The organism is Asticcacaulis sp. P2_C5 (genome assembly GCF_056404555.1).
Genome location: NZ_JBFUDU010000004.1, coordinates 332305 through 343675, shown reverse-complemented (window position 1 = coordinate 343675; position 11371 = coordinate 332305). Strand labels below are relative to the sequence as shown.

Annotated in this window: 15 protein-coding genes; 9 read left to right on the top strand and 6 right to left on the bottom strand. The window is 60.0% G+C overall.

Annotated elements, in window-relative coordinates; translation table 11 throughout:
* Nucleotides 1-27 precede the first annotated feature (27 nt).
* Nucleotides 28-753, bottom strand: a complete 726-nt coding sequence (locus AC1DXO_RS09650; protein WP_476977914.1) for a GNAT family N-acetyltransferase — start codon at nucleotides 751-753, stop codon at nucleotides 28-30.
* A 62-nt stretch (nucleotides 754-815) separates the two neighbouring features.
* On the opposite strand from AC1DXO_RS09650, the gene AC1DXO_RS09645 reads away from it, so the two are divergent.
* From AC1DXO_RS09645 to AC1DXO_RS09635, 3 genes are read left to right on the top strand one after another with little or no spacing between them, the layout of a single operon-like run.
* Nucleotides 816-1268, top strand: coding sequence for a GFA family protein (locus AC1DXO_RS09645; protein ID WP_476977913.1), 453 nt, complete (start codon nucleotides 816-818; stop codon nucleotides 1266-1268).
* Nucleotides 1269-1320: 52 nt separating this feature from the next.
* Nucleotides 1321-1647, top strand: a complete 327-nt coding sequence (locus tag AC1DXO_RS09640) for a hypothetical protein (RefSeq protein WP_476977912.1) — start codon at nucleotides 1321-1323, stop codon at nucleotides 1645-1647.
* Nucleotides 1648-1674: 27 nt separating this feature from the next.
* The gene (locus AC1DXO_RS09635; RefSeq protein ID WP_476977911.1) at nucleotides 1675-2037 is read left to right on the top strand and encodes a hypothetical protein; all 363 of its coding nucleotides are present in this window, start codon (nucleotides 1675-1677) and stop codon (nucleotides 2035-2037) included.
* Here AC1DXO_RS09635 and AC1DXO_RS09630 read toward each other — a convergent pair.
* Nucleotides 2030-2431, bottom strand: coding sequence for a nuclear transport factor 2 family protein (locus tag AC1DXO_RS09630; RefSeq protein ID WP_476977910.1), 402 nt, complete (start codon nucleotides 2429-2431; stop codon nucleotides 2030-2032). The two genes, AC1DXO_RS09635 and AC1DXO_RS09630, sit on opposite strands and share 8 nt — an antisense overlap.
* A 283-nt stretch (nucleotides 2432-2714) precedes the next feature.
* Here AC1DXO_RS09630 and cobS point away from each other — a divergent pair, with 283 nt between their 5' ends.
* From cobS to AC1DXO_RS09615, 3 genes are all read left to right on the top strand, one after another.
* The gene (cobS, locus tag AC1DXO_RS09625; protein ID WP_476977909.1) at nucleotides 2715-3716 is read left to right on the top strand and encodes a cobaltochelatase subunit CobS; all 1002 of its coding nucleotides are present in this window, start codon (nucleotides 2715-2717) and stop codon (nucleotides 3714-3716) included.
* 206 nt (nucleotides 3717-3922) lie between these two features.
* Nucleotides 3923-5776, top strand: coding sequence for a cobaltochelatase subunit CobT (cobT, locus tag AC1DXO_RS09620; RefSeq protein WP_476977908.1), 1854 nt, complete (start codon nucleotides 3923-3925; stop codon nucleotides 5774-5776).
* A 202-nt stretch (nucleotides 5777-5978) separates the two neighbouring features.
* Complete coding sequence (locus AC1DXO_RS09615) at nucleotides 5979-6932, top strand: esterase-like activity of phytase family protein (RefSeq protein WP_476977907.1); 954 nt, start codon at nucleotides 5979-5981, stop codon at nucleotides 6930-6932.
* Between the two features lie 87 nt (nucleotides 6933-7019).
* Here AC1DXO_RS09615 and rpmB read toward each other — a convergent pair whose 3' ends face one another.
* The gene (rpmB, locus tag AC1DXO_RS09610; protein WP_476977906.1) at nucleotides 7020-7310 is read right to left on the bottom strand and encodes a 50S ribosomal protein L28; all 291 of its coding nucleotides are present in this window, start codon (nucleotides 7308-7310) and stop codon (nucleotides 7020-7022) included.
* 195 nt (nucleotides 7311-7505) lie between these two features.
* Here rpmB and AC1DXO_RS09605 point away from each other — a divergent pair, with 195 nt between their 5' ends.
* The gene (locus tag AC1DXO_RS09605; RefSeq protein WP_476977905.1) at nucleotides 7506-7868 is read left to right on the top strand and encodes a hypothetical protein; all 363 of its coding nucleotides are present in this window, start codon (nucleotides 7506-7508) and stop codon (nucleotides 7866-7868) included.
* Here AC1DXO_RS09605 and AC1DXO_RS09600 read toward each other — a convergent pair.
* Nucleotides 7865-8308 carry a hypothetical protein gene (locus tag AC1DXO_RS09600; RefSeq protein WP_476977904.1) on the bottom strand — a complete coding sequence of 148 codons (444 nt, stop codon included), beginning with the start codon at nucleotides 8306-8308 and terminating at the stop codon, nucleotides 7865-7867. The two genes, AC1DXO_RS09605 and AC1DXO_RS09600, sit on opposite strands and share 4 nt — an antisense overlap.
* A 231-nt stretch (nucleotides 8309-8539) precedes the next feature.
* Between AC1DXO_RS09600 and AC1DXO_RS09595 the strand changes: the two genes are divergently transcribed.
* Nucleotides 8540-9451, top strand: a complete 912-nt coding sequence (locus AC1DXO_RS09595) for a hypothetical protein (RefSeq protein ID WP_476977903.1) — start codon at nucleotides 8540-8542, stop codon at nucleotides 9449-9451.
* Between the two features lie 99 nt (nucleotides 9452-9550).
* The gene (locus tag AC1DXO_RS09590; protein WP_476977902.1) at nucleotides 9551-9901 is read left to right on the top strand and encodes a hypothetical protein; all 351 of its coding nucleotides are present in this window, start codon (nucleotides 9551-9553) and stop codon (nucleotides 9899-9901) included.
* A gap of 74 nt (nucleotides 9902-9975) precedes the next feature.
* Here the strand turns inward: AC1DXO_RS09590 and AC1DXO_RS09585 are convergent, their stop codons facing one another.
* Both AC1DXO_RS09585 and fdxA read right to left on the bottom strand, forming a co-directional pair.
* Nucleotides 9976-10494 carry a CarD family transcriptional regulator gene (locus AC1DXO_RS09585; protein WP_476977901.1) on the bottom strand — a complete coding sequence of 173 codons (519 nt, stop codon included), beginning with the start codon at nucleotides 10492-10494 and terminating at the stop codon, nucleotides 9976-9978.
* Nucleotides 10495-10938: 444 nt separating this feature from the next.
* A complete protein-coding gene (gene fdxA / locus AC1DXO_RS09580) occupies nucleotides 10939-11277 on the bottom strand; it encodes a ferredoxin FdxA (protein WP_476977900.1) in 339 nt (112 codons plus the stop codon).
* Between the last annotated feature and the right edge of the window lie 94 nt (nucleotides 11278-11371).

Sequence of the window (11371 nt, the reverse complement as noted above, 5' to 3'; positions counted from 1 at the left end):
GGGCCGCCATGCGCGGCCCCGTTTTCGCTACAGGCTGCTGAAAAAGCCGTCTGTCGCCGCTTCACCGCCGGGTTTGCGGAAGAGGTGGACCTGATTCACCAGGCGCGGCTTGAAGCCGAGGCTTTCGTACAATCCGATGGCCGTGACATTTTCCGGCAGGACATTGAGAAACGGCGTCAGGCCCTCGGCCAGGATCCGTTTGCCCATGATCGAGGTTAGCCGTCGCGCCAGGCCGCGGCCCTGGAAATCGGGATGGGTGCAGATGGCGCTGATCTCGCTATAGCCGTCGGGCTTCATGCGTTCGCCGGCCATGGAAGCCAGGCGACCGTCGATGCGCAGGCCGATATAGTGTCCCATGTCGCGCGTTCGCGTGCCGAAGGGGCCGGGTTTGGTCAGGGCGGTCAGGTCCAGCATATCGGGGACGTCGTCGATGGTCAGGGGCGGCACGTCATCGGTCACCTCCGCCGGGCGAAAGCCGGCCCCTTCCATCTGCAACACCGGAAAGCGGATAACCAGTTCCAGGCCGTCCGGCGTATCGAGATCGACAGGCGACCACAGGACGGCGGTGTCACCTTCGGTCATCCGTTCAGCCAGTACTGTCAGGGCGGCGTGGTTTTCAATGGCCGCAAAGGGCGAGACCTCGGCCGGATAGCGGCGGACGGGGCCGTCGCCGATGGCAAGATGAGCGTGGCGGCCGTTCAGTGCCGACCAGGCCGGATTGTCGAGTGCCAAGGAGTCGAAGGAATGGAGCATGGTTCGCCTTGCTGCCGGAACTGCGTATCGTCATATAGGAAACGATTCGGCGGAGGCAAACCATGATCGAAATATACAAGGGCGGGTGTCAGTGCGGCGCCGTGCGGTTCGAAGTGACGGGGCGGCTGGGCCGGGCCTCGGTGTGTCATTGCCGCATGTGCCAGAAGGCGTTCGGCAATGTCTTCGCACCGCTGGTGTCGGTGCGCGAGGCGGACGGTGTTCGCTGGACGAAGACGGAGCCGAAACGCTTTCAAAGCTCGAACCTGGTCAAGCGCGGCTTTTGTCCGCAATGCGGAACCCCGCTGACCTATGAGGCGCCCGACGGCATGGCCCTGTCGATCGGCGCCTTCGACCATCCCGGAGGGATCGTGCCGGACATCGAATATGGCTCCGAAGGTCGCGTACCGTGGTTCGTCCATGTCAATGACTGGCCATCGCGCACCACCATGGAGGATCTGGACGAGGCGCCGTTTCTCGATGAACTGGTCAGTTATCAGTACCCGGACGAGCCTTGATCGATTCTTAAGTCTGATATGCCAGATTTGGGCGCAAGTGGAGGGCAGGGCATTGGCATATGTGTTGGTCAATGGCATGGGTGGAGTGGTGATAGGTCTGCTGTGTGCGGCCTGTGTCCTGAGTTGCGTAGCCTATTCCGCCTATGAACGTTTCCAGTGGGAGACCTATGGCCGGGTGATCCCCAATCTTTGGAGCACGTCGTGGAGCAGCTCCGTGATGCAGGATTTCGCCTTCATCGAGATGCTATTGAGCGACGACCCGCGCATGCCGCCGGCGCTAAGGCGCCAGGTGGTGTGGCTACGCGTGACTCTGGTGGCAATTGTCCTGGCCGTGATGGCCTATGTCTTCGGGTGGAATTTTCCGTTACGTGTATCCTGACGAGTCATGATTGCGGTGGAGGGGGGTATGATGAACTGGACGGCCTGGTGGCAGACCCATGGCGCTGCAATCGCGGGCTATAGCGTCCTTGCCTGCCTTGGCGGCTTCGCAATTTTGCAGCATCGCGTCGCTGATCTGTATATCGCCTATTGCCGCGAGGTGCGTGGTGAGGAACCGTTGAAACCGGGTGCGTGGTGGGAGAATCGTCTCAGGCGACGTGACATGGTTTGGCAGTTGTTCATGCACAAGCCGATTTCGCAGGACATGGGACCGGAGCTGCGCCTGTGGGTGATCTGGCTGCGGATCGTCGGCGGAGTGATATTTGTTGCCATGCTGGGCTTTTTGGTGACGGTGTTTTATCACCTGTTCCTGATAGATTACCTTACGTAAACGCTTCGAAACAGTCGTAATTGCGTTGTGACGTGATCTTGCCGTCCTTCAGGGTGAAGAAAGTCGAGATATGTGCCGTCATGACGTCGCCGGTCTGAAGCTTACCGATGGGAACAGCCAGGGTGCCTTTCCAGGTCGCTTCGACGGCGGCGGTATCGTCGGTGCAGATCAAAGTCTTGATATCGTAGGCCTGGCTTTGCATGACGCCCTTGCCGCGTTCGAAATCGGCCTTCAGCTGATCAAGCGTGCGCTCATCGCCGTTGGGTTTGAGCTGGTTCGGCCATTCGGTCTGGATCACGGTCGGATCGTAGAGCGCGAACAGGGCGTCGCCATCGGCGTCTTCCAAGGCCTTATAGTAGCGGACGATGGTCAGTCGGTTGCGGCCGGCGGACATGGTGGATCTCGCATTTTTGGAACCGCGAATGAACGCGAATGAACGCGAATTTGCAAGCTATTCCGGACCATTTTTACGGGAAGCGCTCTGTCTTTGCATAAGTGCCTTCACCTTATCTATTCGCGTTCATTGGCGTTCATTCGCGGTTCCAAATTTCTTTTGCCGTCACAGCCGCAAAAAACTTCGTTCACGGTCAATATTTGGGTTGTGTCGCGGGCGTCTAAGTCTTAGCTGAAACCACGTTGTTTCGCCCCGAAAGCCCTGATCCGCCCGAAAGCCCGCCATGCCTGCCGAACTCGAATATATAGACCCCCTGTTGTCGCTCGCGCCCGATAAAAAGGTTAGCATTCGCGAGGTTTTCGGCGTCGACTCCGACATGATGGTGCCGGCCTTCACACACCGCGATAGCCATGTGCCGGAAATCGACAGCGCCTATCGCTTCGATCCGCAGACGACCCTGGCCATATGCGCCGGCTTTACCTATGACCGCCGGGTGATGGTGCAGGGCTTCCACGGCACCGGCAAGTCGACCCATATCGAGCAGATCGGCGCCCGGCTGAACTGGCCGATGGTTCGGGTGAACCTCGACAGCCACGTTTCGCGGATCGACCTGATCGGCAAGGACGCCATCGTCCTGAAGGACGGCCAGCAGGTCACCGAATTCCGCGAAGGCATCCTGCCCTGGGCCATTCAGCGCCCCGTCGCCCTGGTGTTCGACGAATACGACGCCGGCCGCCCGGACGTCATGTTCGTCATCCAGCGCGTGCTGGAAGCCCAGGGGCGCCTGACCCTGCTTGACCAGAACAAGGTCATCAAGCCGAACCCGTATTTCCGCCTGTTTTCGACCACCAACACCATCGGTTTGGGCGATACGACAGGGCTCTATCACGGCACTCAGCAGATCAACCAGGGCCAGATGGACCGCTGGTCCCTGGTCACCACGCTCAACTATCTCAGCCACGAAGCCGAGGTCCAGATCGTGCTGGCCAAGGTGCCGGAATTCGATACCGCCGAGCGCCGGCCGATGATCGACGCCATGGTCCGCGTCGCCGACATGTCGCGTTCGGCCTTTGCCAATGGCGATATCTCGACCGTCATGTCGCCGCGGACTGTCATCACCTGGGCGCAGAATACCCTGATCTTCAGCAATGATCCGGAACTGGCGTTTCGTCTGTCGTTCCTCAACAAGAGCGATGAACTGGAACGCCACACCCTGGCCGAATTCTATCAGCGGGCCTTCGGGACCGATGTGAAGGAATCCGCCCTGAAGGTGAAGGTCATCTAGGGCTGCCGGTGGATAGCGTAGCCGACGTAAGATTTTTATCCACAGATGACACCGATTACACAGATTTGTCAGAGATTTATTCGATAGTTCAGCGCCTGAATGTTCGAATTTGAAAGGCGCGAAGCGCCATTTTTCTTAATCTGTGTAATCGGTGTAATCTGTGGATCCCTACGAAACCGCCGTAAGGGCGGATCAACAGGAACTCCATGGCGCAAAAGCCGACCATATTGTCCGAACCGTTCAAGAAGGCGCTGGTCCATTCCACCCGCGCCCTGGCGGAGGATGCCGACCTGGAGGTCGTGTTCGGCTCGGACGGGCCGCGGATGGAAGGCCACAAGCTGATCCTGCCGCATCCGCCGCGCGACCTGGCGCCGAAACTGGCGCAGCGTGTACGTGGCCAGGCCGACCGCATGGCGCTGCGCCACGCCCATCACGACGATGCTATCGATGCCCGCGCCCGCCCGCGCGACCATGTTTCGGGCGAGGCCTTCGACGCCCTGGAAGCCGCCCGCATCGACGCTATCGGCGCCCGCGCCATGGCCGGTGTCCGCGTCAATCTGCAGTCGGCGCTGGAAAACGATCTTGAACGATCGGGCCTGATGCGCAAGGACGACAAGGCCGATATCGGCATTCCGGAAATCCTCGGCCTGATGGCGCGCGAGGCGGTGACCGGCGATCCCGTTCCGGCCTCGGTCCAGCGCGTGGTCAATATGTTGCGCCATGAGATCGCCGAAAAGACCGGTGACGGACTGGAACGGCTGGCCGGGCTGATCCACGACCAGAAGGCCTTTACCCAGCAGGCGCGCAAGGTGCTGACGTCGCTCGACCTGGTCGATGACAGTCTCGATGCCGAGGAAGAGGAAAAGGACGCCGGCGAAGAGGGCGAGAACGACGGCGATAGTCCAAAAGACGACGCCCCCGACGACGACGAACGCGACGACAGCGAGCAGCAACCCGAGCAGCCTGAACCAGACCAGCAAGGCCAGGAACAGGCGCAGGAGGGTGAGGACGACTACACCCAGATGTCGGGCGATCCGCAGATGGCGTCGGAATCGGCGACCGACGAGACGCCGGACGGTGAGGCGGGTGAGGCCGAGCGTCGCGACGAGGCGCCCTTCGACGGCAAGATCAAGAAGGACTACGACGTTTTTACGCGCCAGTTCGACGAGGTGGTCACGGCCGAGGAATTGTGCGAGCCCGAAGAACTGGAACGGCTACGCGGCTTTTTGAATGCACAACTGGCCAATCTGGCCAGCGTCGTGTCGCGTCTGGCCAACCGTTTGCAGCGCAAGCTGCTGGCGCAACAGAGCCGTTCGTGGTCGTTCGACCTGGAAGAGGGCGTGCTGGACGCCTCGAAACTGACGCGGGTGATCATCGACCCCAGCGCGCCTCTGTCGTTCAAGCAGGAAAAGGACACCGAGTTCCGCGACACGGTGGTGACCCTGTTGCTCGACAATTCGGGCTCGATGCGCGGCCGGCCGATCATGGTCGCCGCCATCTGCGCCGACGTCCTGGCGCGGACCCTGGAACGCTGCGGTGTCAAGGTCGAGATCCTGGGCTTCACCACCAAGGCGTGGAAGGGCGGGCTGTCGCGCGAGAAGTGGGTGCGCGAGGGCAAGCCGCAGAATCCCGGCCGGCTCAACGACCTGCGTCACATCATCTACAAGGCGGCCGACAGCCCGTGGCGCCGGACGCACAAGAACCTGGGCCTGATGATGCGCGAAGGCCTGCTGAAGGAAAATATCGACGGCGAGGCCCTGCAATGGGCCTATTCGCGCCTGGTCAACCGGCCGGAGCAGCGCAAGATTTTGATGGTGATTTCCGACGGCGCGCCGGTCGACGACTCGACCCTGTCGGTCAATAACGGCCACTATCTCGAAAACCATCTGCGCAAGACGATCAACGAGATCGAGACGGTAAAACGCGTCGAACTGGTCGCGATCGGCATCGGCCACGATGTGACGCGTTATTACAAGCGCGCCCTGACCCTGATCGACGTCGAACATCTCGCCGGCGGGCTAATGGATAAGCTCACCGAACTCTTCGAGGAAACCAAATGAAGCGTGCTTTTGGCATCGAACGAAAAAAACGATCCAGTGAATCGTTTTTTTCGTGAGGGCGGAGCCCCACGCTCAAGAAGCGAAGCGTTAGCGCAACGCAGAATGTGCGCTAGCGGGTACTAAGTGTACCCGTGGCGCTTGCCGGCTAGCATGTCATCCAAAATCACGGTCATTTGGCTGACGGTGGAATAAAGAAAGTCACATGATGAGATGGTCGCATCTGGTTCTGCTCGGTCTGTTTACGTCACTGCCCGCTCATGCAGAACTTGTGCCCTATGGCAGCGAATCGGTCAGCTTCAAACCGCTGCCCAAGGCCAGCGATCTCCATCCGCTGAACCCTGCAGTGCGCTACGTCGGCGGCTATGAGATCGACGCCCACGGCACGTCCCAGGTCATGGGCCTGTCGGACCTGCAACTGACACCGTCGGACACGGGCCTTAAGGTAGAGGCCGTCAGCGATCTCGGCGCCATGATCCGCTTCGACCTGGTGCCGGACGGTCAAGGCGGCATGAAGACCAGCCCGGTCAAGATCGACCTGCTGCGCGACGCCGACGGCAAGACATCGATCAACCGTGACTTCAACGATGCCGAAGGCCTGGCGATCGCCGCCGACGGCACCCACTATGTGTCCTACGAACGTTTTCAGCGCATCATGGTCTTCGGGCCGGGTGTAGGCTGGAACGGTACGCCGATGGCGCTGGCCACCGGCGGTATTCAGAAACTGCCCAATAATGAAGGTCTGGAAGGCATTGCCATCCTTGGCGACCGTCTGTTGGCCGGCGCCGAATCGGGCGGCTTCTGGCTATGCGAGCGGTCGGGCGCCGGCTGCACGGCGATCAAGGGGCCATCGGTACCGGGCTTTCTATATAAGCTGAGCGGCCTGGCGCCTGTGCCAGGCCATGGCGACGAGGCCCTGGCCCTGTATCGCTATTTCGATGGCTTTCATCTGAAGTCGATCGTGAGCCTGTTGCGCCTGGAAGGGCATAGCCTGGTCGATGCCGGTGAGTTGGCCCGGATCGCGCCCCCCCTGCCGGCCGACAATTATGAAGGTGTGGCGGCGGTCAAAACGGAGGGCGGGTATCGGCTGTATCTCGTCTCCGACAGCCTGGAGGACGACGGCAAGCCGAAGCTGCTGATGTTCGACTGGACCCACTGATTCTCGTAAACCTACGCAACAAAAAACCCCAGGACCAGCCTGGGGTTTTTCATGTGTTCGGTAACCGAAAAGCTTAGGCCCAAAAACTTAGGCTTTCGCAGCCAGCTTGTCCTTGATCTGCTTCTTCAGGCGGCGCGCGCGCAGGGAGAGATCGGCATCGTCAGCCTTGACCAGGAAAACGTCCAGGCCGCCGCGGAAGTCGAGCGTGCGCAGGGCAGCGTTCGAGATCTTCAGGCGGAAGGACTGACCCAGGGCCTCGGAGGCCAGGGCGGTTTGACGAAGGGACGGCAGGAAGCGGCGCTTCGTCTTGACATTTGAGTGGCTCACGCTGTGGCCGACCAGGGGACCGACACCGGTGAGTTCGCAACGACGCGACATGTGATATACCTTCGCATAGAATGACTGGGGCGCGATCGGAACCCTTCCGTCGCGCGGGAGGCGGTTCTATAGGCAAAGCCCGGACGACGGTCAAGGGGAAAACCGCAATTTTGCCGGCGGCCTGCCTTGTAAAACGCACAATGGGTGGCTACCTTCGCAGTTGCGGTAAGGATGCCGTTCCGTCTCGGGGGGATTATGCGTACTCTATTGTGTCTTATAGCCGGCGTCAGCCTCTTTCTGGTCATGCCGGCCGCTGCTAAAGACCTGACCGCCATTATCAAGGCTGGTACCGGCATCGCCGCCGGCGAAGGTACAAAGGTCGAGGCGCGGTCCGACGGCAGTTGGGCGGCCAGTGACGGTCACAAGCACGTCGTTTGCAAGCACGACCAGATTGCGATCGCCAGCACGCAGTTCACCACGATCGAGACGGTGCGCGGTGAGACCATGTACCCTTACGGTCTGGTCGCCTGTTACAATCTCTCGGATTTCGGCGGCACGGCCTATTCCAGCCGTGCGGACGGTGAACTGCTTCTGCGCCCCAATAACGTCAGCTACTAAGTTTCGCGTTCGATAAACCTCTGGCCGGGGAAGGCCTGGGGCGTATCCGAATCCGGTCGAATGACCAATTGGTGGTCGTCGCACCAGATAATCTCGCGTGGACTCCGCAGCTTGATGGGCGCTACTGGAACACCGCCCTCGCTGATCAGCCAGGCGCAGTAACGCGCCCGCTCGATGCATTCCCTGGCTTCCGAGCGAAACCAGCACACGCCCGCGATACTGGCGCGCCCACGCCGGAACTGACGCTGGACGCGATTGGGGACCGGCAGGTGCTCATTGAACCAGCCGAACTGGTATTCGAGTTCACGGTGGATCCAGTCTGGACAGCCGACGCGGCGCAGGTACCAACTGGCGCGGAAAAAACCCGTCTCCGCGCCGGTAGCCCGGTCGCGAAGCGGCGTGACAAACCGCACATACATGATGTGTTCGCGCCCGGACATGCGGACGCGCCTTCCTTACAGATTTTCGGGCAGGGTGAGACGCCCTCAGGCGCCGATGTGGCCGAGGGGAGAGGCGGGCGGCTTGTTCTTTGCGAACAACATGCGGCTCTCCATAAGGAAGTTTCGAACGACGGTGTGCTTACAGCAGACTAGGTGGCTGGGCAAGTTGGTTGGAAACGAAACTACCGTGTGTGGCTTTCCGGCCATGGTAAGTTGGGCTACATCACATGCATGGAAGAGAAAGTTTCAGAACAGCTTGTCGCCCAGCGTCTGCGCAACCGGGCAATAGAACAGCTAGAGTCCCTGGCAGAAGGTGACGCCTACGTTCAGCACTGGGGATTTAACAACTATTTCAATGACTTCGACTTCCTGGTTTCCGATCCAGTGATCTGGCCCAATTCGGCGATGACGCCGGACGAGCATGACGCTCTGGCCGTCGTGTATGTGATGATGGACGCTGCCAGCCTCGAAACACCTCCGTTAATGGCGGACGATGCCTTTGTCGCAACCGGCTGGCCGCAACGTGTTGCCGAGACGGCGCAGAATGCACTGGCGGTATTTAATGTACGCGGACGCTCCAACGAAGACGAGGAAGAGGCGGGCGGCGCACGTAATAGGAAGAAGGAGCCGCTGAAGAATCGTGAGGATGCTCACGCGCTACTGGTTACCTTGCGCGCGCCGGAGCGGTTGCTCCGTCACCTCCACCTGGTAGGTGAGGCTGCGGATATCCTGATCGACGGCCTCCGCGACATGAGAATGGACTTCGACGCAAACCTGGTTCGCTTGGGCGTCGCTGTTCATGATGCAGGCAAGATAGTGCGCCCGGAAGAGTTGGATGGGCCCGGTTCGGTGCATGAGGTCGCGGGCCAGTCACTGATGCTGGCGCACGGCGTCCAGCCAGAGATTGCGAAATGCTGCGTGTCCCACGCCGCCTGGCAGGGGCCGGACGTCCGTTTCGAGGAACGGGTCGTGGCGCTTGCCGACAAGTTGTGGAAGGGCAAGCGCGAGGAAAGCCTTGAACTGCTGGTGATTGATGCCGTCGCAGCGAGGCTGGGCGTGGCGCGTTGGGACGTGTTCATGGCCTGCGATGGTCTGTTCGAAATGGTCGCTGCCGGTTCAGCCGACAGGCTTTCACGCAGTTAGGTTTGATGCGGCTTTGCTGGTTTAACCGGCACAAAGAGTTGAAGGACGTCGTGACCTCGCGATGCTATAAGCTGGGCATTCGACCGAAAGGAAGCCGCCATGATCCATTCGTTACGCAGCATTGTTCTCCCGTTTATCGTCATGGCCATGCCCGTCCCGGCTGTCGCCGGCGATATCACCCTGGCCTCGGCCGGCGGTCTCGCGTTCGGCGACGGCGCCTCGGTCACCACCCAGACCGACGGCACGCGCCTGGCCAGTAATGGCAAGGATCAGAAGGTTTGTGGTCCGGATCGGGTCGCGATCGCTGCGACTGTCCCCGTCACGATCGTAACCACGGACGGCAGCCGGACCTATGATGACGGTCTGGTCGCCTGCTACGATCTGGCGCGCTTTAACGGCGGCATCGTCATAACGACGGAAGCCCGCATCACGTTGCGGCCCCAGCCTTAAGACGCCTTTGGTCCAAAAATAAAATGGCCTCCCGGCATAACCGGGAGGCCATTTGTCTTGGTTTGACGGGAAGCTTACGCCGCCTTGGTCAGGTTCTTGTTGAGCAGGGCTACGGCAGCGTCGCGATCGATCTTTTCGATGGCGGCGACTTCACGGGCCATGCGGTCCAGGGCCGACTCATACAGCTGGCGTTCCGAATAGGACTGTTCCGGCTGGCTGTCCGAACGGTACAGATCGCGCACGACCTCGGCCAGCGAGACCAGGCAACCGGAGTTGATCTTGGCTTCGTATTCCTGGGCGCGGCGCGACCACATGGTGCGCTTGATGCGGGCGCGGCCCTTCAGGGTGACAAGCGCTTGCGACATGACGGCTTCGGCGGCCAGATGGCGCAGGCCGGCCGTCTTGGCCTTCTTGGTCGGGACGCGCAGGGTCATCTTTTCGTGGTCGAAGGTGACGACAAAGACTTCGAGCGCATAACCGGCGACTTCCTGGGTCTCGACCGCGGCGACTGTGCCGACGCCGTGAGCCGGATAGACGACCTTGTCGCCAACCGAGAAATCATAACGGGAAATGGTGAGTGTGTCTGCGGACATGGGTGCGTCCCTTTCGCTCAAAGTAAAGGCAGTACGGTCTGTTAACCATCATCTCAAAAAAGTGTCAGAAGCCATCAGGCCTGCGCCGGGGAGAGGCAGGCACGATGAAAGCGCACAAAAAAACGTTCCGAGAGGGAGGCTTTCCCCCAGGGGCTGACTGTGCGCGCAATTTCCTGACTAAGACAAGGTTGGCATCCGACCTGCGTCGATGGCGCGTTCGAGGGCCGGAGAAGGATACCGGTCTGAACGCATAAAACAAACGAAGATTTGCGCGGATCGAAATGGCCCAAAGGATGTCCGCGAGGACAGAGGCGGGGCCGTGCCGACTCTTGCAATACGAAACTTTATATCACAATTTTGCGACAAAATAAAGCGTTTGTAAGTAATCGGCGCCCCCGACCCCAAACCGCCCGGATTCAACCGTTTGCGGATGCGAAATGGTATCTATTTACCGTCGCCGGGCTTTTCGGAAAAATATTTTTCGAACTTGCCTTCTTCGCGCTCAAAGTCTTCGCGGTCGGCCGGCGGTGTACCTTTTTCCGAAATATTGGGCCATACAGCGGCATATTTCGTATTGATTTCCAACCACTTGGTACCTTCGTCCTCGGTATCCGGCTTGATGGCATCGACCGGGCATTCCGGTTCGCAGACACCGCAGTCGATACATTCGTCCGGATTGATCACCAGGAAGTTTTCACCTTCGTAGAAGCAATCCACCGGACACACCTCGACGCAGTCCATGAACTTGCATTTCACGCAGGGGTCGGTGACGATATAGGTCATGGCAGGCAGGCCTTAAGAGGTTCGCAACACACACAATATGGTGCGGGCGTCATGCTAATTTAAGCCCGCAATGTCAAGCATTTCCCGAATCTGC